The 23,887-nt window shown below is 54.1% G+C and carries 20 protein-coding genes; 12 read left to right on the top strand and 8 right to left on the bottom strand.

Annotated elements, in window-relative coordinates:
• Positions 1-85 precede the first annotated feature (85 nt).
• Both IM282_RS16075 and IM282_RS16070 read right to left on the bottom strand, forming a co-directional pair.
• Positions 86-2,023: a bifunctional diguanylate cyclase/phosphodiesterase gene (locus tag IM282_RS16075; RefSeq protein ID WP_022647186.1), complete on the bottom strand. Its 1,938-nt coding sequence runs from the start codon at positions 2,021-2,023 to the stop codon at positions 86-88.
• A 17-nt stretch (positions 2,024-2,040) separates the two neighbouring features.
• Entirely contained in the window at positions 2,041-2,535 is a 495-nt protein-coding gene (locus IM282_RS16070; RefSeq protein WP_045308926.1) for a molybdopterin-dependent oxidoreductase, read from the bottom strand.
• Between the two features lie 182 nt (positions 2,536-2,717).
• On the opposite strand from IM282_RS16070, the gene IM282_RS16065 reads away from it, so the two are divergent.
• On the top strand, positions 2,718-3,227 hold the full coding sequence (locus IM282_RS16065) for a hypothetical protein (protein WP_192970633.1): 510 nt from the start codon (positions 2,718-2,720) through the stop codon (positions 3,225-3,227).
• A 22-nt stretch (positions 3,228-3,249) separates the two neighbouring features.
• Here the strand turns inward: IM282_RS16065 and IM282_RS16060 are convergent, their stop codons facing one another.
• The gene (locus IM282_RS16060) at positions 3,250-5,034 is read right to left on the bottom strand and encodes a diguanylate cyclase (protein ID WP_192970632.1); all 1,785 of its coding nucleotides are present in this window, start codon (positions 5,032-5,034) and stop codon (positions 3,250-3,252) included.
• Positions 5,035-5,148: 114 nt separating this feature from the next.
• Positions 5,149-6,258, bottom strand: a complete 1,110-nt coding sequence (locus IM282_RS16055) for an AI-2E family transporter (RefSeq protein WP_022647190.1) — start codon at positions 6,256-6,258, stop codon at positions 5,149-5,151.
• 158 nt (positions 6,259-6,416) lie between these two features.
• Here IM282_RS16055 and mmuP point away from each other — a divergent pair, with 158 nt between their 5' ends.
• The 6 genes from mmuP to tauD all read left to right on the top strand — a co-directional run bounded on the left by mmuP (position 6,417) and on the right by tauD (position 12,373).
• On the top strand, positions 6,417-7,817 hold the full coding sequence (gene mmuP / locus IM282_RS16050; RefSeq protein ID WP_023305550.1) for an S-methylmethionine permease: 1,401 nt from the start codon (positions 6,417-6,419) through the stop codon (positions 7,815-7,817).
• On the top strand, positions 7,804-8,736 hold the full coding sequence (mmuM, locus tag IM282_RS16045; protein WP_058645979.1) for a homocysteine S-methyltransferase: 933 nt from the start codon (positions 7,804-7,806) through the stop codon (positions 8,734-8,736). Before mmuP ends, mmuM begins: the two co-directional genes overlap by 14 nt.
• 224 nt (positions 8,737-8,960) lie before the next feature.
• Entirely contained in the window at positions 8,961-9,923 is a 963-nt protein-coding gene (gene tauA / locus IM282_RS16040) for a taurine ABC transporter substrate-binding protein (RefSeq protein ID WP_038415446.1), read from the top strand.
• Between the two features lie 10 nt (positions 9,924-9,933).
• A complete protein-coding gene (gene tauB, locus IM282_RS16035; protein WP_046620594.1) occupies positions 9,934-10,701 on the top strand; it encodes a taurine ABC transporter ATP-binding subunit in 768 nt (255 codons plus the stop codon).
• Positions 10,698-11,525, top strand: a complete 828-nt coding sequence (gene tauC / locus IM282_RS16030; protein ID WP_022647195.1) for a taurine ABC transporter permease TauC — start codon at positions 10,698-10,700, stop codon at positions 11,523-11,525. The genes tauB and tauC overlap by 4 nt, the downstream gene beginning before the upstream one ends.
• A complete protein-coding gene (gene tauD, locus IM282_RS16025) occupies positions 11,522-12,373 on the top strand; it encodes a taurine dioxygenase (protein ID WP_023305554.1) in 852 nt (283 codons plus the stop codon). Before tauC ends, tauD begins: the two co-directional genes overlap by 4 nt.
• Positions 12,374-12,442: 69 nt before the next feature.
• Here the strand turns inward: tauD and IM282_RS16020 are convergent, their stop codons facing one another.
• Both IM282_RS16020 and hemB read right to left on the bottom strand, forming a co-directional pair.
• Positions 12,443-14,167 carry a lysophospholipid acyltransferase family protein gene (locus IM282_RS16020; protein ID WP_192970631.1) on the bottom strand — a complete coding sequence of 575 codons (1,725 nt, stop codon included), beginning with the start codon at positions 14,165-14,167 and terminating at the stop codon, positions 12,443-12,445.
• Between the two features lie 125 nt (positions 14,168-14,292).
• Positions 14,293-15,267, bottom strand: a complete 975-nt coding sequence (hemB, locus tag IM282_RS16015) for a porphobilinogen synthase (RefSeq protein WP_003859169.1) — start codon at positions 15,265-15,267, stop codon at positions 14,293-14,295.
• Between the two features lie 452 nt (positions 15,268-15,719).
• Between hemB and IM282_RS16010 the strand changes: the two genes are divergently transcribed.
• Positions 15,720-18,494 carry an autotransporter outer membrane beta-barrel domain-containing protein gene (locus IM282_RS16010; RefSeq protein WP_023305556.1) on the top strand — a complete coding sequence of 925 codons (2,775 nt, stop codon included), beginning with the start codon at positions 15,720-15,722 and terminating at the stop codon, positions 18,492-18,494.
• Positions 18,495-18,581: 87 nt separating this feature from the next.
• Positions 18,582-19,208, top strand: coding sequence for a helix-turn-helix domain-containing protein (locus tag IM282_RS16005; protein ID WP_022647199.1), 627 nt, complete (start codon positions 18,582-18,584; stop codon positions 19,206-19,208).
• Positions 19,209-19,210: 2 nt separating this feature from the next.
• Here the strand turns inward: IM282_RS16005 and ampH are convergent, their stop codons facing one another.
• Positions 19,211-20,371, bottom strand: a complete 1,161-nt coding sequence (ampH, locus tag IM282_RS16000) for a D-alanyl-D-alanine-carboxypeptidase/endopeptidase AmpH (protein ID WP_192970630.1) — start codon at positions 20,369-20,371, stop codon at positions 19,211-19,213.
• Positions 20,372-20,575: 204 nt separating this feature from the next.
• Between ampH and IM282_RS15995 the strand changes: the two genes are divergently transcribed.
• The 3 genes from IM282_RS15995 (at position 20,576) to IM282_RS15985 (ending at position 23,554) form a co-directional block, all read left to right on the top strand.
• Positions 20,576-21,109, top strand: coding sequence for an isochorismatase family protein (locus tag IM282_RS15995; RefSeq protein WP_022647201.1), 534 nt, complete (start codon positions 20,576-20,578; stop codon positions 21,107-21,109).
• Positions 21,110-21,223: 114 nt separating this feature from the next.
• Positions 21,224-22,444, top strand: a complete 1,221-nt coding sequence (sbmA, locus tag IM282_RS15990; protein WP_022647202.1) for a peptide antibiotic transporter SbmA — start codon at positions 21,224-21,226, stop codon at positions 22,442-22,444.
• Positions 22,445-22,456: 12 nt separating this feature from the next.
• Positions 22,457-23,554 carry a DUF1615 domain-containing protein gene (locus tag IM282_RS15985; RefSeq protein WP_045308919.1) on the top strand — a complete coding sequence of 366 codons (1,098 nt, stop codon included), beginning with the start codon at positions 22,457-22,459 and terminating at the stop codon, positions 23,552-23,554.
• On the opposite strand, the gene IM282_RS15980 is transcribed toward IM282_RS15985, so the two are convergent.
• On the bottom strand, positions 23,555-23,857 hold the full coding sequence (locus tag IM282_RS15980; RefSeq protein ID WP_003859159.1) for a DUF2755 family protein: 303 nt from the start codon (positions 23,855-23,857) through the stop codon (positions 23,555-23,557).
• Positions 23,858-23,887 lie beyond the last annotated feature (30 nt).

The following is a 23,887-nucleotide window of genomic DNA, read 5'->3' as shown; positions in this document are numbered from 1 at the left end:
GTGAATGATAACACCTGATTTTTATAAGTGAATACCCAGGGGTGAAAAACGTGATCACGGTTGGCATCGGGTTGAGGAGAGGGAATCATTCCAGGCCGCTCTTAATTTTGCTGTCGACCTGAGGCTGTGGTTTGCTGAAAAGATATCCCTGCACAAGCTCGCAACCCAGAGCCTGAAGCCGCTCAAGCTGCTCTTCGGTCTCAACGCCCTCGGCTATAACGCCCATATTAAGGCTCTTAGCCATACCGGTAATAAGCTTCACAATATTAAGCGCATCTTCTTGTGTAGATATCGGATTGACAAAAGATTTATCGATCTTGATTTTATCAAAATTCAGTTCGCTGAGTCTGGAGAGCGACGAATAACCCGTGCCAAAATCATCAATGGAAATTCTTACGCCCAGTGCGCGGAGTTTTTTCAGAATCGCAATGGGGTTATTTCTGTCACTAAAGAGGGATGACTCCGTGACCTCTAACTCAAGACGGTTAGCCGGGAGCCCGGTCTCAGCCAGAACGGTCTGCACCGTATTAATAAATGATTTGCTGCCTAATTGAACAGGCGAGACGTTTACGGAGATCCTGGCCGGAACAGCCCAGGAGACCGCTTCCCTGCAGGCCAGTTTAAGTACGGTTTTACCTATCTCGTTGATCATGCCTGTTTTTTCAGCGGCGAAAATAAAGCTATCCGGGGAAAGCATTCCCTTTACAGGATGCATCCAGCGAATAAGCGCTTCATAGCCGTAAATTTCCTTGCTGACGGAATTCACAATAGGCTGGTAATAAACAATAAATTCATTGTTTTCTATCGCCCTTGCCATATCATTTTCAAGCGTTCTGCTCTCCTGCAACTTCTGAAGCATTCGCTGACGGAAAACTTTAATCTGCTGTGAGCCTGCCTTTTTGGCTTCATAGAGCGCCAGATCGGCGAACTTATAAAGATAATCAGCACGTCGTTCATTATCTGATAAAACAATACCCACGCAGGTGGCAATTTTTATGAGCTGGTTATTAATCGTATAGGGTTTACTGATATTCTCGCTGATCTCTCTAGCGCGCAAAACGGCTTCGCTTTCGTTTAACCCACTGGCTAAAAAAGCAAACTCGTCTCCGCCTAAACGGTAAAACCTGTCTGAAATATTGCTCATGGCGGTCAACCGCCTGGATACCTGACGTAACAGTAAATCGCCAGCATCATGGCCATAGGTATCGTTGACCTCTTTGAATCGGTCTAAATCAAATAACATTACCGTAACGGGAACATGATTTTCTTCGGCCTCAAGATTGAGTTTGCTGAGCTCATCCCAGAAGTACAGACGGTTTTTCATGCCAGTGAGGGAATCATGGTAAACGTCATACTCTAGTTTTGAATTCTGAATCTGTAGGGTCTCCTTGGATAACTGGAGTTCTTCTGCAAGACTTTCAACCTGCCTGTGCGCTTTAAGGATGTTTTTATTTTGATAGATCGTTAAAAAACCCAGGATAATACTCAGAATGATCAGCAGTAAAGAGAGGGCTGAGTAAATATAATACAGGATCTGTATTTTATGGTTGCTACTGTTAATCGTGCTAATGTCTTTCGTTAACGCGCTTGATGAAAGCTGACTGAGTGGAGCATCCAGCAAATGCATGGTATGAAGGTATGTTTTTACATCCGAATGGCTCATTTTTTCGAGGTTAGCATCCAGATACGTAAGGATTTTATCAAGGCTTAACGCGAGGTCATGATGTGCCTGAACGTTTTTAATGTAATGTCCTAAATCCCCCTCCTTAAACAGATCATTCTGGCTTAGCATAATTTCCAGCCGCATCCGGACCTGGTCTATCGTAACGTCATCGGAATCGGTTGCGTACAGACCAAGCCATGATTCAAAGCGGTAATATTCGGATACCAGTTGGGCGACAGACCATGACTCCGTGTAATGAGTCAGTTTTTGGAGCTCCTGCTGTCGATCGTAAACAAGAAAAGCAATATATCCAGTGGTGATAAAAAGAGAAAAAATGATACCAACCAGTATCCTGTTCATTATGTTCTCCTGAACTGCTATTCAATCTTCATTTTGCTGACCTGCCATGCCGATCGCGAATAATATATCTGATTATTTAATTCAGGAAGACTGTCGTAGGGATATACAATGAATGCCGGACCTTTATCTCGGATGCGCATATATTCACCATTAACCTTCAAAGCGAGTATGGCATTATATTTTTTAAAGTCGCTCAGCGGGATGGCTGTCGCGTAATCATTAAGCGCTATAACATTGACCACGTTACCCTTTGCGCCAATATAATCCATGAGTTTGCTCATTGGAACACCCTCAAACTTTGTGCGGCCATTATACCAGGGGGATGATGTCTGGAAGCTCACCATACCGAGTTTTTCAAGGCTGGCGATATCAAACACGGCTTTTCCACTTTCATTCGTGTTCTCGATATTACCGTAAATCGTTAAAATGGGTTTACCATCAGGTTTTGGCAACTCACCAGCCAGGGTGACGCTTTGCACTAAAAAGCAGCACAGCATTAGGATTAATCGCATTTCAGCCTCCACGTTTTAACATAAGTATAAGAATTATAATTTAGTTATCCTACTAGTTTATATATTTTATCTCTCCCCACGTTTATCCATCATAATCAGGATGTAAAAACGCCGTCAGTCGGCAGCCACCCGAGCGATGCTTAACCTTCTTACCGCAGACGCATGACAAGGAACCGTCCATCATGAAAAAAGATAGCTATGCCTTTTTAATTCCACTCATCGTTGGCGGGTTAGCGTTGATATTTGGCTTTGTTGTCTGGTCAATCGAGATTTATCGCGTGACATTTCTTACGGCCCTGGGGGAACAGTATCTTGCGGCTGTCACATTGCTGCTGCCGCTGGTGGCGATAGTGATGTTCGCCGCGAAGAGGGCGTTTAAAGACAAAACCCTTGTTGACGTTGTCAAACTTTACCTCGGCCTCATCATCTTCAGCCTGCCGGTTGCCATTTTCGTCATCTTTACCGCGGCCTGGCTACTGAACGGAGAATACTCTGCCTGGAGCCAACATTACCGGTATGAATCCGGCAGCAGAAATAGCTGTTCGGGGGCGGAAGTCTATGAGCCGGAACTCAAGAGAGAGATCCGCATCTGTTATCCTCAGGGATATTATTTAATCGATGGCACCCTGTACGTGGACAAGCGGAGTAATTCGCTGGGTATGGTGGTGCTTTGGGCGATCGCGCGATCCTGAACCTCAGGCTCGAATAACCCCTTTAGCCCGCCTCCAGCATCCCAAAGCTGACAATCCGCGAGCGGCCCAGCTCTTTCGCCCGGTACAACGCGACGTCCGCCGCGCGCAGCAGATTATCGCTCTGCGCGTGCTGCGGATAGCTGGCGATCCCGATCGACACATCCACCGGGCCAATCTCCGAAAGCCCGTAGCGCAGCGAAAGCGCATGCACGCCGTTGTAGATCTCCGTTGCAGCGCCGTGCGCTGCTTCCTCATCTGCATCGGTAAGAAGCACCAAAAACTCTTCACCCCCATAGCGGAAGGCCAGCCCGCTATCGTGTACCGCCCGTTGAATAATGGCTGCCACGCTTTTGATCACCAGATCGCCAGCCTCATGACCAAAGCGGTCATTAATGCTCTTGAAGTGATCGATATCGATCATCAGGCAGCTTACCGGCTCCTCGTTACGCACGGCCTGCTTCATTTGAGTACGTAACGTATCTTCCAGATGGTGGCGGTTACGCAGCCCCGTCAAGGGATCGAACAGGGCTTTTTCCAGCAGCGCATCGCGCAGCCGCTGGTTGGCCAGCGCCAGTCCCAGCGCCTCGGCCATCAGTTCCAGATAGGCGCGGGACGGCGCGGTTTCAGGCGTGATGTTCTGGAATGAGAGCAATCCAATCGCCTCGCCCTGAGCAATCAGGGGAACGCACAGCGATTGCTGCGCCTGTGATTCGGGCAGATGATAACAGCCGATATCCGGCTCGCCGTTCACTGGCGGATGGCTTTGACCACGCCGGACGGCCCAGCATTCGTCAGGATGGAACGGCTTTTTATCCCCTTCTGGCGATAGCCATTCGGCCGTACAGCGCATCTGCCACGGCTCGCGTTCCAGAATATACAGACGCCCTGAAACCCCCGGCGCAATATTGGGTGCAAACAGCTCCGCCACATTCATCACGTCGGCAAAGTTTTCACAGCCCTGCAACCGCTGGGTCATTCGCGCCAGCAGTTCGCGGATGGCCCAGTCAGCATCGCGCTCTTTTTCCAGCCGCTGCCTTGCCAGCCCGTTCTCACGGAAGATGCGGATGGCCTGCGCCATATCACCGATTTCATCAACCTGGGTAAAGTTCGGCGTTTCGACGGCGTAATCCTGCGATGCAAGACGATGAACCACGTCACTCAGACGCACCACCGGACGGAGTACGCGGCGCTTGAGGATGAAAACCATCACAAACAGGAAGAGCAGGGCGGTCAGGCCGACCATCACCTCAGAGGCCGTTCGAAGCGTTTTGGACGTTTTGGTTGCGGCCTGCACGTCGGCAATAATGCGCTTGTCCAGCAGCATGCGAAAGCGTTCGATAGTGTTGTGTGCCCGTTCGAGTTCCAGCTCATAGCTCTTACCAAACAGCAGCGAAACGGCCTGCTGTTCCTCGCCACGGGCGATGCCGTCAATGGCTGCCTGCTGTTCATCCTGGAGATCGTCTACAATTTTCAGTCCGTCGTACAGCAGCGCCAGCTCTTCGCCCGATGCCCCCGTATTTTTGAGCTGTCGCAGCGTGTGTTCGATATTCTTCAGCTCGGCTTCTTTCGCCTGATATTTCTCAAGCACCTCGGGCTCTTTTTGGATGACGTAAAGCCGCGCCAGATCGGAGAGCATCCAGGTGTCTGTCTCGATCTCCTCCGTCAGCTGATCGAAGACCTGGCGTTGTTTAACGGCTTCACGTTCGATGTTATCGGCGTGGGAAGCCATCAGCATGACGATGCCGGAGGCAATGGTCAGGCACACCGTGACACCATAAGCCCAGTTCGTGATCGTGGCGATTCGCACCTGTTGGATCCTTCTACGACAAATGTGGAAGAGCGTTCATTTCAGATTATAGAAAACCTCTGATTTATCGCGAAAAAAAAGGCGGCACAGGGCCGCCTCACAGAACGCGTTTCTTTATAGATCCGGAGAATTTCTCCCCTCTTCGATAAAGTCTGCGTCCAGCTCCTCGGCGTTGCCTGCGTGGTCGCGGCCGGAGAAGAGGTTCCAGCAGGCGATAAACAGAGCGGCAATCAGCGGCCCAATCACAAAGCCGTTAATGCCATACAGCTCCATACCGCCGAGCGTGGTGATCAGTATCAGGTAGTCCGGCATTTTGGTGTCTTTGCCCACCAGCAGCGGACGCAACAGGTTGTCCACCAGCCCGACGATAATGACGAAGAAGCCCACAATGAACAGACCCTGCCACAGCTGGTGAGTGGCAAACAGGAAGATGGCGGCGGGAACCCAGACGATGGCCGACCCAACGGCAGGCACCAGGGAGAGAAATGCCATCAGTGCGCCCCACAATACGCTGCCGTCAATACCGACAATAGCAAAGGCGATACCACCGAGCGTGCCCTGAACCACCGCCACGACCGCCGTGCCTTTTACCGTGGCGCGCGACACGCCGACAAACTTAGCGAACAGGTGCTGTTTGACGAAGTCAGACAGCGGCAGCGAGTCGAGGATCTGGCGCACCAGATACGGCCCGTCTTTCAGCAAGAAAAACAGCAGATACAGCATAATGCCAAAGCTGATGGCAAAGCCGAACGTCCCTTTCCCAATCAGGAACGCGCTGCCCGCCAGATACTGCCCGCCCTGTAACGCGACATCGGAGAGTTTTTTCTGGATCTGCGCGGCGTTGGTCAGGTTGTGATCCGCCAGGAAGCCGCTGGCCCAGTCCGGCAGGCGGTTGAAGATACCGGCGATCACTTCCGGGAACTGCGTGTTGTTCTGTTGCAGCCTGGTGTAAACCATGTTCAGTTCCACCGCGAGCGAGGAAAGGATCACCATCAACGGAATAAACACGATCAGGCAGATAATGCCGAGTGTGAGGAGTGAAGCCAGCCCGTTGCGATCGCCCAGCGCGGTACGCAGTTTGTTTTTCACCGGGTTGAAAATGATGGTCAGGATCGCGGCCCACAGAATCGCCGAGAAATAGGGAGACAGCACGTCAAAGAAGGCCCAGGTTACAAGGGCCAGGATGAGAATAAAGAAACCTTTGGTCAGTCCGTTAAATCGCATAGTGAGTCCTGGTGAAGAAGAAACTGTGTCGACTATAGAACTGATTTAAGGATTTACCAATAATTGCGCTGAAGTCGCGCCGGGTGGCTTTTTGTTAACAATCGCGGTATAACACTCCTTCTTTGGATGTTTAGATGTCCATACGTTTAGAAGGTAACATGCAAACACAACAAGAAAACGGGCAACTTAAGCGCACCATGAAAACCCGCCACCTGATTATGCTCTCGCTGGGTGGCGTTATCGGCACAGGGTTATTCTTCAATACCGGATATATCATCTCGACAACCGGCGCGGCGGGCACGCTGCTGGCATATCTTATCGGTGCGCTGGTGGTCTGGCTGGTCATGCAATGTCTGGGCGAACTTTCCGTGGCGATGCCGGAAACCGGCGCGTTTCACGTCTATGCCGCCCGCTATCTCGGCCCGGCGACGGGGTATACCGTGGCGTGGCTCTACTGGCTTACGTGGACAGTGGCGCTGGGATCGAGCTTTACCGCGGCCGGGTTCTGCATGCAGTACTGGTTCCCACAGGTTCCCGTCTGGACGTGGTGCGTTGTGTTTTGCGCTGTGATCTTTGGTCTTAACGTGATTTCCACGCGCTTTTTCGCGGAAGGGGAATTCTGGTTCTCGCTGGTCAAGGTTATCACCATCGTCGCCTTTATTATTCTCGGCGGCGCGGCCATCTTTGGCTTTATCCCGATGGCGGACGGCTCTGCCGCGCCGGGACTAAGCAACATTACCGCCGAAGGCTGGTTCCCGCACGGTGGCCTGCCGATCCTGATGACCATGGTGGCGGTCAACTTTGCCTTCTCAGGAACGGAGCTTATCGGCATAGCGGCAGGGGAAACGGAAAACCCACATAAGGTTATTCCGGTTGCTATTCGCACCACCATCGCCCGGCTCATCATCTTCTTTATTGGCACCGTGTTTGTGCTGGCGGCGTTGATCCCGATGCAGCAGGCTGGCGTGGAGAAAAGTCCGTTCGTGCTGGTGTTTGAAAAGGTCGGCATTCCGTATGCGGCGGATATCTTTAACTTCGTGATCCTGACGGCGATCCTCTCGGCGGCGAACTCGGGTCTGTACGCCTCGGGCCGTATGCTGTGGTCTCTGTCTAACGAGAAAACGCTGCCGCGCTGCTTTGCCCGCGTCAACAAAAACGGCGTGCCGCTGACGGCGCTTTCTGTTTCCATGCTGGGCGGCGTGCTGGCGCTGTTCTCCAGCGTGGTCGCGCCGGATACGGTGTTTGTGGCCCTGTCAGCCATTTCCGGTTTTGCGGTGGTGGCGGTGTGGATTAGCATTTGCGCGTCGCACTTCGTGTTTCGTCGCCGTCACGTGCAGTCCGGCCAGCCGCTATCCGCGTTGCAGTATCGCGCGCCATGGTATCCGCTGGTGCCCGTGCTTGGCTTTATCCTCTGTCTGGTGGCCTGTGTCGGCCTGTGGTTTGACCCCAGCCAGCGTATTGCCCTTTATTGCGGGCTTCCGTTTGTCGCCCTGTGTTATGGTGCGTACTACCTGACCCGAAATCTGACCACGCAGGAGCCTGAACATGTCGCAGAATAATCCGCTTACCGCCCTCCTTGAAAAACAGCCGTTTGTCGTGCTGGATGGGGCGATGGCAACGGAGCTGGAAGCGCGCGGTTGTAACCTTGCCGACAGTCTCTGGTCGGCCAAAGTGCTGATGGAAAATCCGGAGCTGATCCGCGACGTACACCTCGACTACTACCGCGCGGGGGCACAGGTGGCGATCACCGCCAGCTATCAGGCGACACCCGCAGGCTTTGCCGCTCGCGGGCTGGACGAGTCGCAATCCCGGACGCTGATCGGCAAAAGCGTAGAGCTGGCACGCAAAGCGCGCGAAGCGTACCTGGCTGAGAACGCAAATGCAGGCACTTTGCTGGTGGCGGGATCTGTGGGCCCTTACGGCGCGTATCTGGCCGATGGTTCCGAGTATCGCGGCGATTATGTGCGTAGCGCTGAAGAATTTACCGCCTTCCACCGCCCGCGTGTAGAGGCGCTGTTGGATGCGGGCGCGGACCTCCTGGCCTGTGAAACGCTGCCTTCGTTCACTGAGATTAAGGCGCTGGCGGCGTTGCTGACGGCGTATCCGCGCGCCCGAGCATGGTTCTCATTTACCCTGCGTGACAGCGAGCACCTGAGCGACGGAACGCCGCTGCGGGATGTTGTTTCTGCGCTGGAAAGCTACCCGCAGGTTGTCGCGCTGGGGATTAACTGTATCGCGCTGGAAAACACCACGGCGGCGCTGACGCATCTGCACAGCCTGACGTCGCTGCCCCTGGTGGTCTATCCGAACTCCGGCGAGCATTACGATGCGGTGAGTAAAACCTGGCATCACCACGGTGAAACGTGCGAGACGCTGGCGGGGTATTTACCGCAGTGGCTGGAAGCAGGCGCGAAGCTGATTGGCGGCTGCTGTCGGACCACGCCGCAGGATATTGCTGCGCTGACGGTTCAGCGCTGAGGCCTTTGCCGGGCGGCGGCTGCGCCTTACCCGGCCTACGGTTCGTGCAATTTGTAGGCCGGGTAAGGCGCAGCCGCCACCCGGCGAAACAACCGCACAAAATTCACTATCCTTTCCCGCTTTTTTTCTAAAAACGAATCGTCATTAGCGATTCTTTTTTATTCCTTTATCAAAATTCTCGCGCCGGAAATACTGCCCTCATAACAACAAGGGGAGCAGACATTATGGCAATTTCATCGCGAATCACGTTACTTGGTGCACTGGCGCTGTGGGTATTTCAGGCGCAGGCGGTGGACGTCACCGTCGCGTATCAGACTTCCGCGGAACCGGCGAAAGTCGCGCAGGCGGATAACACCTTCGCCAAAGCGAGCGGGGCGAACGTCGACTGGCGCAAGTTCGACAGCGGCGCGGCAATTGTGCGGGCGTTAGCCTCGGGCGACGTGCAGATTGGCAACCTGGGTTCCAGCCCGCTGGCCGTTGCCGCCAGCCAGCAGGTGCCGATTGAAGTCTTCCTGCTGGCGTCGCAGCTCGGAAATTCCGAAGCGCTGGTGGTGAAGAAAAGCATCACGAAACCCGAAGATTTGATTGGCAAACGCATCGCGGTGCCGTTTATCTCCACCACGCATTACAGCCTGCTGGCAGCGCTGAAACACTGGGGTATTAAGCCGGGCCAGGTGCAGATCATCAACCTGCAACCTCCAGCGATTATTGCCGCCTGGCAGCGTGGCGACATTGACGGAGCATACGTCTGGGCGCCCGCCGTCAACGAGCTGGAAAAAGACGGCACCGTGCTGACCGACTCCGAAAAAGTGGGGCAATGGGGGGCGCCAACACTTGATGTCTGGGTCGTTCGTAAGGACTTTGCCGAAAAACACCCTGAAGTGGTGAAAGCCTTCGCCAAAAGCGCCATCGACGCCCAGCAGCCTTACATCAGCAATCCGGATGAATGGCTGAAACAGCCCGCCAACCTGGAGAAGCTCTCACGTCTGAGCGGCGTGCCGGAAGCTGACGTGCCGGGGCTGGTGAAAGGCAACACCTATCTGACACCTGCGCAGCAGGTCCAGCAGCTGAACGGGCCGGTGAGCAAAGCGATTGTCGACACTGCGACGTTCCTGAAAGAGCAGGGCAAAGTGCCTGCGGTGGCAGCGGATTACAGCCGGTTCGTGACCGACCGCTTTGTGAAATAAGGGGGCTGCGATGCTGAACATTACCAACCTGTCTGCCGATTACGGCGGCAAACCCGCCCTGAAAGAGATCAACCTGACGCTGGACAGCGGTGAACTGCTGGTCGTACTGGGGCCGTCCGGCTGCGGGAAAACGACGCTGCTGAACCTGATCGCCGGGTTTGTACCGTATCAGCACGGCACGATCCAACTCGAAGGAAAACAGGTAACGGGGCCGGGCGCAGAGCGCGGCGTGGTCTTCCAGAACGAAGGGCTACTTCCGTGGCGAAACGTGCAGGAAAACGTTGCGTTTGGTCTGCAACTGGCCGGCGTAGCGCGTGAACAGCGTCTGAATACGGCGCGCGACATGTTGAAAAAGGTCGGGCTGGAGGGGGCTGAAAAACGCTTTATCTGGCAGCTTTCAGGCGGGCAGCGTCAGCGCGTCGGGATTGCCCGTGCGCTGGCGGCTAACCCTCAGCTGCTGTTGCTGGACGAACCTTTCGGGGCGCTGGATGCCTTTACCCGTGAGCAGATGCAAACCCTGCTGCTGCGCCTGTGGCACGAAACCGGCAAGCAGGTGCTGTTAATCACCCACGATATCGAAGAGGCCGTGTTTATGGCGACGGAGCTGGTGCTGCTCTCACCGGGACCGGGACGCGTGCTGGAGCGTCTGCCGCTTGAGTTTGCCCGGCGCTATGTGGCGGGAGAGCCAGTACGCAGCATTAAATCAGACCCGCTATTTATCGAAAAACGGGAATACATCCTGAGCCGTGTGTTTGAACAGCGGGAGGCGTTCTCATGAGCATTGTCTTCAGTGAAAAAACGCGGCGGACGCGCCGTGCCTTACGCTGGCCGTTCTCTCGCCAGCTCACCTTAAGCGTCAGCACGCTGGTGGTGTTGCTGGCGGTATGGTGGGCGGTTGCCGCGCAGCAGTGGATCAGCCCGCTGTTTCTGCCCCCGCCAGGCCAGGTTCTGGAAAAACTGATCGCCATCGCCGGACCGCAGGGCTTTATGGATGCCACCCTCTGGCAGCATTTAGGCGCCAGTCTGACGCGTATTCTGGTGGCGCTGCTGGCGGCGGTCATTATTGGCGTTCCGGTGGGGATTGCGATGGGACTGAGCCCGACGGTGCGCGGCATTCTCGACCCGCTGATAGAGCTTTACCGTCCCGTACCGCCGCTGGCTTATCTGCCCCTGATGGTGATCTGGTTTGGCATCGGCGAGACGTCAAAGATCTTACTGATATATCTGGCTATTTTTGCGCCGGTAGCAATGTCGGCTCTGGCTGGCGTAAAGAGTGCGCAGCAGGTACGCATACGTGCGGCGCAGTCGCTCGGCGCCAGCCGCGCGCAGGTACTGCTGTTCGTCATTTTACCAGGTGCGCTGCCGGAGATATTGACCGGGTTGCGCATCGGCCTTGGGGTGGGCTGGTCAACGCTGGTGGCGGCAGAGCTGATTGCCGCCACGCGCGGCCTTGGGTTTATGGTGCAGTCGGCGGGAGAGTTCCTGGCGACTGACGTGGTACTGGCAGGGATCGCGGTCATCGCCGCGATCGCCTTTGGATTAGAACTGGGACTGCGCACGCTACAGCGTCGCCTGACGCCCTGGCATGGAGAAATACAATGAGTGAACGTCTGACGATTATCCCGTTGGGGCCGTACATTGGCGCGCAGGTGTCGGGCCTGGACGTAACCCGTCCGCTGAGCGATAACCAGTTTGAGCAGCTGTACCACGCGGTGCTGCGCCATCAGGTGGTGTTCCTGCGCGAGCAGGCCATCACCCCGCAACAGCAGCGCGCGCTGGCCCTGCGTTTTGGCGACCTGCATATCCACCCGGTCTACCCGCATGCGGAAGGGGTGGAGGAAATTATCGTGCTGGACACTCATAACGATAACCCGCCCGATAATGACAACTGGCATACGGATGTTACCTTTATCGACACACCGCCAGCCGGGGCGATTCTGGCAGCAAAACTACTGCCAGAGACCGGCGGCGATACGCTGTGGGCGAGCGGCATTGCGGCGTTTGAGGCGCTCTCCGCGCCGTTCCAGACCTTGCTAAGTGGCCTGCGGGCGGAGCATGATTTTAAAAAATCGTTCCAGGAGTATAAGTACCGTAAAACGGAAGAGGAGCACCAGCGCTGGCTGGATGCGGTCGCAAAGCATCCGCCGCTGTTGCACCCGGTGGTGCGTACCCATCCGGTGACCGGCAAGCAGGCGCTGTTTGTGAACGAAGGGTTTACCTCGCGCATTGTGGACGTAACGGAAAAAGAGAGCGAGGCGCTGCTCAGCTTCCTGTTTGCGCATATCACGAAACCGGAGTTTCAGGTGCGCTGGCGCTGGCAGGAGAACGATCTGGCGATCTGGGATAACCGCGTCACGCAGCATTACGCCAATGCGGATTACCTGCCGCAGCGAAGGATTATGCAGCGGGCGACGATTTTGGGGGATAAGCCGTTCTACCGTGCGGTTTGAGCCCCTCACCCTAACCCTCTCCCCAAAGGGGCGAGGGGACTGACCGGTGCGGTTTTCACCCTCTCCCTTTTAGGGAGAGGGCAGGGGTGAGGGTATTAAGTGCGCCTCTATATACCGCTGATAGCGGTTCGCCTTCAGATAACACAGATCCACCAGCACCAGCCCGTCGATACAGTTATTGAACGCCGGATCGCTGCCGAAATCGATAAACTGCACGCCGCCTGGCTCGCATAGCTCGGAATATTGTTTATAAAGCGGCGGAATACCGCAGCCCAGATTGCCGAGCAGGGATTTGAGCTTTGTCAGGTCATCCACGTAATCCACCCCGCTAAATTGCGCCAGCACGTCCGGGAGTGACGCCGGGTAGGGTTGACGCGAGGCGGCTAACGGGTGGCTGGCCGGAAACCAGAGACGATAAAACGCGACCAGCAGATCCCGGGCGGCAGGCGGTAAGCCGCCGGAGATGGACACCGGACCAAACAGGTAACGGTAATGTGGATAGCGCGCCAGATAGGCGCCAATGCCTGACCACAGGTAGTCCAGACCGCGACGTCCCCAGTAGCGCGGCTGTATAAAGCTGCGCCCCAGCTCAATGCCGTGCTCCAGTATGTCCTGCATTTTTTCGTCGTAGTGGAACAGGCTGTAACTGTACAATCCCTCGACGCCGCACTTTTCCACCTGCATGGCCGTTGGCATAAAGCGGTACGCGCCGACAATCTCGAGGTCATCATCATCCCACAGAATAAGGTGCAGATAGTCATCATCGTAGCTGTCGGTATCCCGGCGCTTTCCGCTGCCTTCCTCCACGGCGCGAAAGGCAATCTCGCGCAGTCGCCCCAGCTCGCGCAGCAGAGGCGCCTCTTCCTGCCCGTTGCGCTGCCACAAATAGATGGTTTTACCATCGCTGGTTTTGCCCAGACATTCGGCCTGCGCCAGCTCCCGCTTCAGCGTGGCCCTGTCTTCCGGGCGGGCAATGGCGCACTGGGTTTTAAAGACGCCAGGCAATCCCTTGCCAAGTCGTATCACGTGCTGACGGCACTGCTCGGCCATCTCACGCGATGAAAGGGTAGAGCTAAACCGATCATTCCAGGCAATCTGCTGGCCAATTTTGATCGGCAGCTGGCTGTGACGGCGGCGAAACATCTGTTGCATCAGCAGCAGCAGGGATACCGTCGGCGATACCAGGGTGCTGGCATAAAACAGCAGGCTGTTGTGGGCCTGAATATGTACCGGTAGCAGCGGTACCCGTAGTTTGCTGGCCAGCTTGATAAAGCCCGGATGCCACTTTTTATCGCGGATGCCTTTACGCGTTGGGCGGGAGACTTCGCCCGCCGGGAAGAAGATCAGCACGCCGGCGTTTTGCAGGTGCTGCTCCATCTTCACCAGAGATGCTTTTGCGGTTCTGCCGCCCATATTGTCCACGGGGATAAACAACGAGCTGAGGGGCTCAAGGTGAGACAGCATCCGGTTGGTGACAACCTTGACGTCCCGGCGCACGCGCGAAACGGCATACAGTAGCGCCAGCCCATCCAGGGTGCCCGTCGGGTGGTTCGCTATCACAATGAGTGGGCCGTGTTCGGGGATTTGTTCGAGGTCTCGGGCGGAAATGGTGCAGAGAATATCAAGGTGTTCCAGAACCTGCTCTACCATATCCAGCCCTTTCAGGTGGCGGTGGCTGGCGGCAAACTGCTGAAATTCGTCTTCGTGGAGCAGTCTTTTTAACAGACTTTTTTGCCAGGGTCCGGGCCTCGCCTGAGGCCAAAGGTCATCAAGAACGCTGTCGAGACTAAACATTGATCACTCCTCCTGCCGTCTTGCCCAGACAGTAGAAGGAGGAGATGTCGGTTGTATTGCAGTTTAGTGAAGATTCGCGCAGAGAGTAGGCCGGGTATGGCGAAGCCACCCGGCGCTAAAGCGGATTAACGCAGAATTTTCTTCTCAGCCAGATCCAACGCGAAGTAGCTGAAGATTAGATCCGCGCCCGCGCGTTTGATCGCCCCCAGGCTTTCGAGGATCACTTTCTCTTCGTCGATGGCACCCGCCTGCGCGGCGAATTTGATCATCGCGTACTCGCCGCTCACCTGGTATGCGCCCAGAGGCAGTTCGGTGCGTTCGCGAATGTCGCGCAGGATATCCAGATACGCGCCGGCCGGTTTCACCATCAGACAGTCTGCGCCCTGTGCTTCATCGAGCAGAGATTCACGAATCGCTTCGCGGCGGTTCAGCGGGTTCATCTGATAGGTTTTACGATCGCCTTTCAGCGCCGTGCCCGCTGCTTCACGGAACGGGCCGTAGAAGGAGGAGGCGAATTTGGTGGAGTAGGACATGATGGCGGTGTCGGTAAAGCCTGCCGCATCCAGCGCATGACGAATAGCCTGAACCTGACCATCCATTGCCGCAGAAGGTGCAATGAAATCCGCACCCGCGGCGGCGGCAACCACCGCCTGCTTGCCCAGATTCAGCAGGGTCGCATCGTTGTCCACGCCGTGATCGCACAGCACACCGCAGTGGCCATGAGAGGTGTATTCGCAGAAGCAGGTATCTGACATGACGATCATCTCCGGCACACTCTCTTTGCAGATGCGCGACATGCGTGCCACGAGGCCGTCTTCTTTCCATGCATCACTGCCGGTTGCGTCAGTGTGGTGGGAGATACCGAACGTCATCACCGAGCGGATGCCCGCATTCGCAATGCGTTCGATCTCGCGGGCCAGATGCTTTTCAGGAATGCGCATCACGCCCGGCATCGCGTCGATGGCTTTGTAGTCATCGATCTCTTCTTCAACAAAAATCGGCAACACCAGATCGTTTAAGGTCAGTGTTGTCTCTTCAAACATGGCGCGCAGTGCGGGTGACTTGCGCAGGCGACGGGGACGAGCAATTAAATCGGTCATGGTATGCCTGATGTTTGTGGAACAAAGAGGCTTAGTGTACCTGAAAGCGGAGAGTGGTGTTTTACTAAAGTTGTCTTTTAGATTTTCGAAATCGATTAATATACGCTACATGTATTTTGTATATATTATAAATCTTATTATGGTGTCCAGAGTGGTATGTGATATTGGTGAGGCTTCTATATTGGTTTGGGATTATAAATATAAATGATTTATTGCTTTTTATTATATGTGTCGAAGCAACTAAAGTAGTTTGCAATCAGTTGAATTTATAATATTTATTCATAATGATTGATATTGTCCTGGGTTTATAAGCTTATTTGTCTGAATACGGACTTAATGGAATCATTCATTGAACCTTTTCGAAGTGAAACTGCATAATTCCTTCCGCAATTAAACGTTGCCAAATGATTTGATGGACAAACTTGCTTACGTCCCTGAGGAGGGATGACCCAATGCAAACATGGAAAAAGAAACTGGTTGTATCACAACTTGCATTAGCCTGCACACTGGCTATCGCTTCTCAGGCCAATGCGAAAGATATATCCGGCACGACATATAATACTTTTGGATATGACAATACTGCGTCCACGCCCTGGTATTATGGTTATGCTGACTGGGATTATTCAGATGCCACACATGATGGTGACATTTATCCAGTCATCAATAAATCAACCGTAAACGGAGTTATTTCGACATACTATCTGGATGATGGTGTCAATGGCCGTGCGAACGCGTTGAGTATTTCTAACAGCACCATTAACGGCATGATCACGTCAGAGTGTATGACCACGACGTGTGCAGAAGGCGTGGATACTGACGGCACTACGCATACCCAGTACGATCGTTTTAGCCTGACTGTTGATAACTCCACCATCAACGATACCTACGAGCATTATGCGTATGATGTCGTTAATGGCGATACCACTGAAACGCATTATCTGGACACCTATGGTCTGGGTAACGCCATCACCCTGGATGTTGAGTCTGATATCGTTATTCAGAACAATTCCCACATCGCGGGCATCACGCTGACGCAGGGTTATCAGGAGCTTGATAACACGCCATACGACGGTGTTGAAGGCGTTGCTAACAGCAGCAATATCTTTACCGATACGCTGGTGGTGAAAGACTCTGTGCTGACCTCTGGCGCATACAGCGATCTGGGTACCAGCGGCTTCTACGGTCAAACGGCGAAGCCAAGCGACTACGGTGAAACCAACGCCACGGCTGCGGATGATGCGGCGCTGATCGTTGCTGCCAGTGCGTCTGATAACGCCATGCAGACCACCGCTACCTTCGATCACTCTACCGTTACGGGTGACATTCTTTTCTCCAGCACCTTTGATAACAACTTCTACGAGAATGGCGATCCGGCAACGGATACCACAGAAGATGGCGTCTATAACCCAACCACCAACGGCTGGGATGGTACCGATAAACTGGATGTCACGCTGACCAACGGCAGTAAGTGGGTGGGTGCAGCGCAGTCCAGCGTTGAAGCTATCGGCACTGCGCAGATGTATGGCCAGGGCTACAGCAACGTAGACTGGCACGCATTGTCCCCGAATAGCATCTGGCCTGATTCTACCTTTGACAGCAACGGTCACGTTGCCGGTGAAGAGGTGTATCAGAGCGGCCTGTTCAACGTGGCGCTGGATAACGGTTCCGAGTGGGATACCCGCAAGATCTCCAACATCGATGCACTGACGGTGAACAACCAGTCTCAGGTCAATGTTGAAAACTCCGGCCTGCTGGCAGATTCCATCACCCTGACCAATGCTTCAACCTTGAATATTGGCGACAGCGGTGCCGTGGCAACCGACAGTCTGTATCTGGATAGCTACAGCCGTGCGGCACTGACTGAAGAGACGGCAGAACTGTATGCCAACACCATTACTGTAGACAACGGTGCAGAGCTGGCGCTGGGTCTGGGTCAGGTTGATACGCACAATATGGTGCTGACTGATGGCGGTGTGCTCAACGTTGCCAGCCGCGATTATGTGCTGAACAGCGACCTGAACAACGCACGCTATATCACCAACGATAGCCATAAAGCGGACTACGACTATGGTGTTGTCGCGCTGAACTCTGACGGCCATCTGGCGGTGAACGGTGACGTTGCCGGTAACTATAAAGTGCGCATCGACGATGCGACCGGTGCAGGCTCCGTAGCTGACTACAAAAACAAAGAGATCATTCGCGTCTATGACAATAACGCGGATACCGCTGCCAGCTTTACTGCGGCAAACAAAGCTGATTTAGGTGCATACACCTATCAGGCGCAGCAGAAGGGTGACACCGTTGTTCTCCAGCAGGAAGAGCTGACTGACTACGCCAACATGGCGCTGAGCATTCCTTCTGCTAATACCAACATCTGGAATCTGCAACAGGATACCGTGGGTACCCGTCTGACCAACAGCCGTCATGGCCTGGCAGATAACGGCGGCGCATGGGTGAGCTATTTTGGCGGCAACTTTGACGCGGATAATGGCACCGTTAGCTACGATCAGGACGTAAGCGGCATTATGGTGGGTCTGGATACTCAGATCGACGGTAATAACGCGAAGTGGATTGTCGGTGGTGCGGCTGGTTTCGCGAAGGGTGATATCAGCGATCGTACTGGTCAGGTCGATCAGGACAGCCAGACTGCGATGATCTACGCGTCGGCGAAGTTCATGAACGACATCTTCCTCGACAGCTCCATGAGCTACACCCGCTTCAACAACGACCTCTCTGCTACCATGAGCAACGGTCAGTATGTTGACGGTAATACCACGACTGACGCCGTTGGTTTCGGGATGAAACTGGGCTATGACTGGAAACCAAACCTGTCTGGCTACGTCACGCCTTACGCGGCGATCTCTGGCCTGTTCCAGTCCGGTGATGACTATCAGTTAAGCAACGACATGCGTATCGATGGCCAGTCTTACGACAGTATGCGTTATGAGCTCGGCGTGGATGCAGGTTATACCTTCAACTACGGTGGCGAGCAGGCATTAACCCCTTACTTCAAGCTGGCTTACGTGTATGACGATGCCGACAACAATGCTGATATCAACAATGACAGCATTGACAACGGCGTGGAAGGCTCTGCGGTTCGCGTGGGACTGGGCACTCAGTTCAGCTTCACGAAAAACTTCAGTGCTTACACTGATGCGACTTATCTGGGCGGCGGTGACGTTGACCAGAACTGGGGAGCAAACCTGGGTGTGAAATATACCTGGTAAGAAAAAACGCGGGGGATTTTGCCCCCGCTTTTTTATGTGCTTTAAAAATAATAAAGAACCGACATATACAGATGACTTGAGGTATGCATGAACGTTAATGCGAAACCACTTTCTGAATTAAGCCGGCTCATAAAGTGTCTGGAAGTCGCCGGTACCCCATTTAAAACGGAACCACAACAATTTATAACTACCGGCAATAATGATGATGAACCATTGACATTTGTAATACAATCCGGCCTGACAGTCGTTCACCGTAAATCAGATGAATTACTCGTGGGTATTGCACGGGCACCCTATATTCATGGATTAAGTGCATGGATTAATGACAGCTATCTTGAATATTCTCTGATGGCACAAACACCTTGTACCGGATTTTATTTGCCAGCCTCTACTGCATGCGAAATTATTCAAGAAGCGCAACTCTGGCAAGAAGCATTCTGCTGGCTTTCATGGCTAAATCATTTACTGGGAAAACGTGATATCCAGCTGGTCGGAAATAATTCGTATAGCCAAATTCGGGCGATGCTAATCAATATGGCCGAGTGGGATGACACGCTACGCTCAAAAATTGGTGTGATGAATCATATTCAGCGTAGCACGCGTATATCACGTTCGGTGGTTGCGGAGGTTCTGGCGGCGCTGCGTCAGGGGAACTACATCAATATGAGCCGGGGCAAACTGATCAGTATCAACCGTTTGCCCACGGACTATTAAGCTCAGTTAGCGGCCGTAAGTACCTGCGCTTTATTGGCGCTCAGCTCGGCTACAAGGTTATTTACGCCATCACTCATATTCACGAAGCGGGTGTTCGGTGACCGGGTGACCACCACAAAAGCGCCCACGTTTGATTGCGGAATCATCGCCATGTAGGTGATGAATCCGCCACCCCCACCGGTTTTTTGAATAATACCCGGGCGACCATCTTTTGGTGCCATATATACCCAGCCCATGCCGAGGGCATCGGCTTTACCGGGAACATCCATACCAATGACGCGACGTAACTGAGCACGCTGGTAGATGAGCGTCTGCATTCGGTCGGCCTGATTACTGCGCGCGTAAAAATCCGATGAGAGGAACTGTTGCATCCAGCGCATCATGTCGCCAGGCGTAGAGTAAACCCCACCGCTGCCAATGGCTGCCAGCGTGTTATTACACGGGCTGGCCCCTTTTTCCGCCACCATCAGACGCTTGCACTGGTCCGGGGAGGGGGTGTAAGTAGTATCTTTCATCCCGAGCGGACGCGTGATTTGCTCTTCAAACAGCTGAGGGTAATGCTTACCTGATGCCGTTGCTAACGCGTCGGCCAGCAGATCAAACGCCAGGTTAGAATAGCCAGCCTGAGAACCCGGAGCCGATTTCAGCGTTGCGGTGCTCAGATAGTTCCAGCGTTGTTCGCGAGTTGGCCAGACAAAGACAGGGCGATGCGCAGCGCCACCGGGCTGTTCTCGCGGCAGGGCGCTGGTATGGGTCGCCAGGTTCACCAGCCTGATCGGCGTTCCCTGATATGTCGGAACGCGAGCGCCGGGTGGCGCATATTTGCTGAGCGGATCGTCGAGTTTTACCACGCCCTGATCGAGCAATTTCACCAGCATTTCGCTGGTCATCAGCTTGGTTATCGACGCGACACGGATAACGGAATCCAGCTGCGGGCGAACGTTATTTCCCGGTCGTGTTTCACCGAAGCTGCGAAACACCCGCTGGTTACCGTCGATCACGACCAGCGCCATTCCCGTCGCACCACTGCCGTAATAAATAAGGTTCGCATAGCGATCGGCAATGTCAGAGGCCAGAACCGGTGCCGTCAGAGGCTGTGCTGCCTGGGCGGTGGACAGGCTCACCGCACACAGCGCGGCGAAAGAGAGCAGACAACGTTTCAACGAAAAGCATCCATCCAGTGAATAAGGAGAGTTACGGGTAGTTATACTACTAATCGGCGTTGGGCAATCGTCCGATTTGCATAACGATAGCGAGAAAAACGTAACCGTGGGTAAATTTGCACAATTTACTTACGGCCAGACTCCCATTTTGTGACATCGGGCTTATGATAGTCACCAGTTACATTCATTATTGCGGAGAACGGTATGTCTGAAAAGCGTGTGGTTTTGGTGGTTGATATGCAGAATGGGGTGTTTAAGACGCCGCGCCATCAGAGTGAGAAATGTGTCTCACTGATCAATCAGCTTACCCAGGCTGCTGAGGCCGTTATTTTCATACAGCATACTGAAGCTGGTGGGCTAGAGGAGGGGAGCGAAGGGTTTGCATTGCTGCCCGATCTCAACCAGCCGGCAGGGGCGTTTTACGTCACGAAGACCGCTTGCGATGCCTTCTATAACACTTCGCTCGAGGCACTGTTGCGCGAACAGGGGATCGATGAATTTATTATCTGCGGCTGCGCGACGGATTATTGTGTCGATGCCACCTTTAAAAACGGTGTCAGCCGGGGCTACCACATCACGGTTGCGGAGGATGCCCACACCACGGCCAATCGTCCAGCGGCCGATGCCCAGGTTCTGATCGCGCACTATAACGATGTCTGGCGTAACTTCATCGCCCCTGCCAACCCGCCTTCGGTGAAACGCACCGAAACAATTCTTGAAAACTGGAAAGCGAACTAATAATTCACCCGCAGGTCTGACTTTTTTGCCTGAGCCGGGAGGCTGGCCCAGGCAAGGTTTCGTGTGGCGATATGTTAAACACAGCAACAGCCATAACAACAAGAAGGAAGCACAATGTTTAAGTCTTTTTTCCCAAAGCCGGGGCCCTTTTTCCTGTCGGCATTTATTTGGGCACTGCTGGCTGTCATTTTCTGGCAGGCCGGTGGCGGCGCGTGGCTGACCCGTCTTACGGGGGCAACGGGCGACATTCCCATTAGCGCTGCGCGCTTCTGGTCCATGAGCTATCTGCTTTTCTACGCCTATTACATGCTCTGCGTGGGGCTTTTTGCCATGTTCTGGTTTATCTATTCGCCTCACCGCTGGCAATACTGGTCGATTCTCGGCACGTCGTTAATCATCTTTGTCACCTGGTTCCTGGTGGAAGTGGGCGTGGCGGTCAACGCCTGGTATGCGCCGTTTTACGATCTGATCCAGACGGCGCTGAGTTCGCCGCATAAAGTGACCATTAACCAGTTCTACCATGAGGTGGGGATCTTCCTCGGCATCGCCCTCATCGCCGTGGTGATCGGCGTGATGAATAACTTTTTCGTCAGTCACTATGTGTTCCGCTGGCGTACCGCGATGAACGAACACTATATGGCGCACTGGCAGCACCTGCGTCATATCGAAGGTGCCGCACAGCGTGTGCAGGAAGACACCATGCGTTTTGCCTCTACACTGGAAGATATGGGCGTGAGCTTTATTAATGCCATCATGACGCTGATCGCCTTCCTGCCGGTGCTGGTGACACTCTCATCCCACGTTCCGGAACTGCCGATTGTCGGCCATCTGCCGTACGGCCTGGTCATTGCCGCGATTGTCTGGTCGCTGATGGGAACGGGACTGCTGGCAGTGGTGGGGATCAAGCTGCCGGGGCTGGAATTTAAAAACCAGCGCGTGGAAGCGGCCTACCGTAAAGAGCTGGTGTATGGTGAAGACGATCCCAACCGTGCGTCACCGCCTACCGTGCGTGAGCTGTTTGGCGCCGTACGTCGTAATTACTTCCGCCTCTATTTCCATTACATGTATTTCAATATCGCGCGCATCCTTTATCTTCAGGTTGATAACGTTTTCGGGTTGTTCCTGCTGTTCCCGTCCATCGTTGCGGGTACGATTACACTCGGTCTGATGACCCAGATCACCAACGTTTTTGGTCAGGTTCGCGGTTCGTTCCAGTACCTGATTAGCTCCTGGACTACGCTGGTGGAGCTGATGTCCATCTACAAACGTTTACGCAGTTTCGAGCGTGAGCTGGACGATAAGGATTTGCAGGAAGTCACCCATACATTAGGTTAAAAAGGAATTGCTATGCCATTTGCCGTACCACGTGCATTACCGCTGACGTTACTCGCCGCCGTCGTGCTGGCGGGCTGTGCCGAGAAAGGGGCTACCCCGCTCAAAGAAGGGGAGAAGCCCGTTGATGTGGCGAGCGTGGTGCGGCAAAAAATGCCCGCCAGCGTGAAGGATCGCAGTGAGTGGGCTGATGCGCTGGCAACGACCTTCAAAAGTCAGAAGATCGCGCCTACCGAGGAGAACATCTGCTCGGTGCTGGCGGTGGCGCAGCAGGAATCGATGTATCAGTCAGATCCTGTTGTGCCTGGCCTGAACAAAATCGCCTGGAAGGAGATCGACCGCCGGGCCGAATCGATGCATATCCCGGTTTTCCTGGTACATACCGCCCTTAAAATCACCTCGCCAAACGGTAAAAGCTACAGCGAACGGCTGGATACGGTGAAAACCGAGAGGCAGCTCAGCGCCATTTTCGATGATTTCATCAATATGGTTCCGATGGGGCAGAAGCTGTTTGGCTCGCTGAATCCGGTACATACCGGCGGTCCGATGCAGGTAAGCATCGCATTTGCGGAAAAGCATACCGACGGCTATCCGTGGGATATCGACGGTACGGTGCGTCAGGAAGTCTTCTCCCTGCGCGGTGGGCTGTGGTTTGGGACGTATCACCTGCTGAATTATCCGGCCAACTACGATAAACCGCTGTATCGTTTTGCCGACTTTAACGCGGGCTGGTATGCCAGCCGAAATGCAGCCTTCCAGAATGCGGTAAGCCGCGCCAGCGGTGTGAAGCTCGCTTTGGATGGCGATCTCATTGCATACGGCAGCAGCGAGGCAGGGTCCACCGAACGGGCAGTGCGAAAACTTTCGACGAAACTGGAGATGAGCAACAGTGACATTCGCCGACAGCTGGAGAAGGGTGACAGCCTGGCGTTTGAGAAAACGGATCTGTATAAGCAGGTTTTCGCGCTTGCAGAGAAGAAAAGTGGAAAGGCACTACCCAGAGCCATTCTGCCAGGCATTCAGCTTGAAAGCCCGAAGATCACGCGTAACCTGACGACCGCATGGTTCGCAAAACGCGTGGACGATCGTCGGGCTCGCTGTATGGGACTGTAATCAGTGGCGGTTGCGCCAGCGCAGCACGAGCGCAATCACGCCCAGAACCATGCTGCCCGCGAGGAAGGGAATGAGCCCGAATACGGTGCTCACGCCTAAACCGATTTCAACGCGCGGGCGGCCGGTATCCTGCACCTGCATCAGATGCTCATACACGCCAGGGGCATGCACCAGCATGTTCAGCAGTTGGGTTCCTGCCCAGAAACAAAACAGAACAAACAGGGCATAGGCAATATTCCCCGCCGTGGAGGTTTTTGGTTGTTTTCCGCCAAAAATCGGTTTCGACAATGTAAAGTCTGCCATAAGACCTCCCGAAAATATCACTCTGTTTTA

This window comes from Enterobacter cloacae complex sp. P29RS (assembly GCF_014893445.1).
In the GTDB taxonomy this organism is placed as follows: domain Bacteria; phylum Pseudomonadota; class Gammaproteobacteria; order Enterobacterales; family Enterobacteriaceae; genus Enterobacter; species Enterobacter intestinihominis.
The sequence above is the reverse complement of the archived record's forward strand: the minus strand, read 5'-3'. Positions and strand labels throughout refer to the sequence as shown.

Coding starts and splice junctions, on each gene's coding strand:
- IM282_RS16065 (WP_192970633.1), top strand. CDS start 2,718: ATGAAAAAAGATAGCTATGCCTTTTTAATTCCACTCATCGTTGGCGGG.
- IM282_RS15995 (WP_022647201.1), top strand. CDS start 20,576: ATGTCTGAAAAGCGTGTGGTTTTGGTGGTTGATATGCAGAATGGGGTG.
- tauA (WP_038415446.1), top strand. CDS start 8,961: ATGGCAATTTCATCGCGAATCACGTTACTTGGTGCACTGGCGCTGTGG.
- IM282_RS16010 (WP_023305556.1), top strand. CDS start 15,720: ATGCAAACATGGAAAAAGAAACTGGTTGTATCACAACTTGCATTAGCC.
- IM282_RS15980 (WP_003859159.1), bottom strand. CDS start 23,857: ATGGCAGACTTTACATTGTCGAAACCGATTTTTGGCGGAAAACAACCA.
- tauB (WP_046620594.1), top strand. CDS start 9,934: ATGCTGAACATTACCAACCTGTCTGCCGATTACGGCGGCAAACCCGCC.
- tauC (WP_022647195.1), top strand. CDS start 10,698: ATGAGCATTGTCTTCAGTGAAAAAACGCGGCGGACGCGCCGTGCCTTA.
- IM282_RS16020 (WP_192970631.1), bottom strand. CDS start 14,167: ATGTTTAGTCTCGACAGCGTTCTTGATGACCTTTGGCCTCAGGCGAGG.
- IM282_RS16005 (WP_022647199.1), top strand. CDS start 18,582: ATGAACGTTAATGCGAAACCACTTTCTGAATTAAGCCGGCTCATAAAG.
- hemB (WP_003859169.1), bottom strand. CDS start 15,267: ATGACCGATTTAATTGCTCGTCCCCGTCGCCTGCGCAAGTCACCCGCA.
- IM282_RS16075 (WP_022647186.1), bottom strand. CDS start 2,023: ATGAACAGGATACTGGTTGGTATCATTTTTTCTCTTTTTATCACCACT.
- mmuP (WP_023305550.1), top strand. CDS start 6,417: ATGCAAACACAACAAGAAAACGGGCAACTTAAGCGCACCATGAAAACC.
- sbmA (WP_022647202.1), top strand. CDS start 21,224: ATGTTTAAGTCTTTTTTCCCAAAGCCGGGGCCCTTTTTCCTGTCGGCA.
- IM282_RS15985 (WP_045308919.1), top strand. CDS start 22,457: ATGCCATTTGCCGTACCACGTGCATTACCGCTGACGTTACTCGCCGCC.
- tauD (WP_023305554.1), top strand. CDS start 11,522: ATGAGTGAACGTCTGACGATTATCCCGTTGGGGCCGTACATTGGCGCG.
- mmuM (WP_058645979.1), top strand. CDS start 7,804: ATGTCGCAGAATAATCCGCTTACCGCCCTCCTTGAAAAACAGCCGTTT.
- IM282_RS16055 (WP_022647190.1), bottom strand. CDS start 6,258: ATGCGATTTAACGGACTGACCAAAGGTTTCTTTATTCTCATCCTGGCC.
- IM282_RS16070 (WP_045308926.1), bottom strand. CDS start 2,535: ATGCGATTAATCCTAATGCTGTGCTGCTTTTTAGTGCAAAGCGTCACC.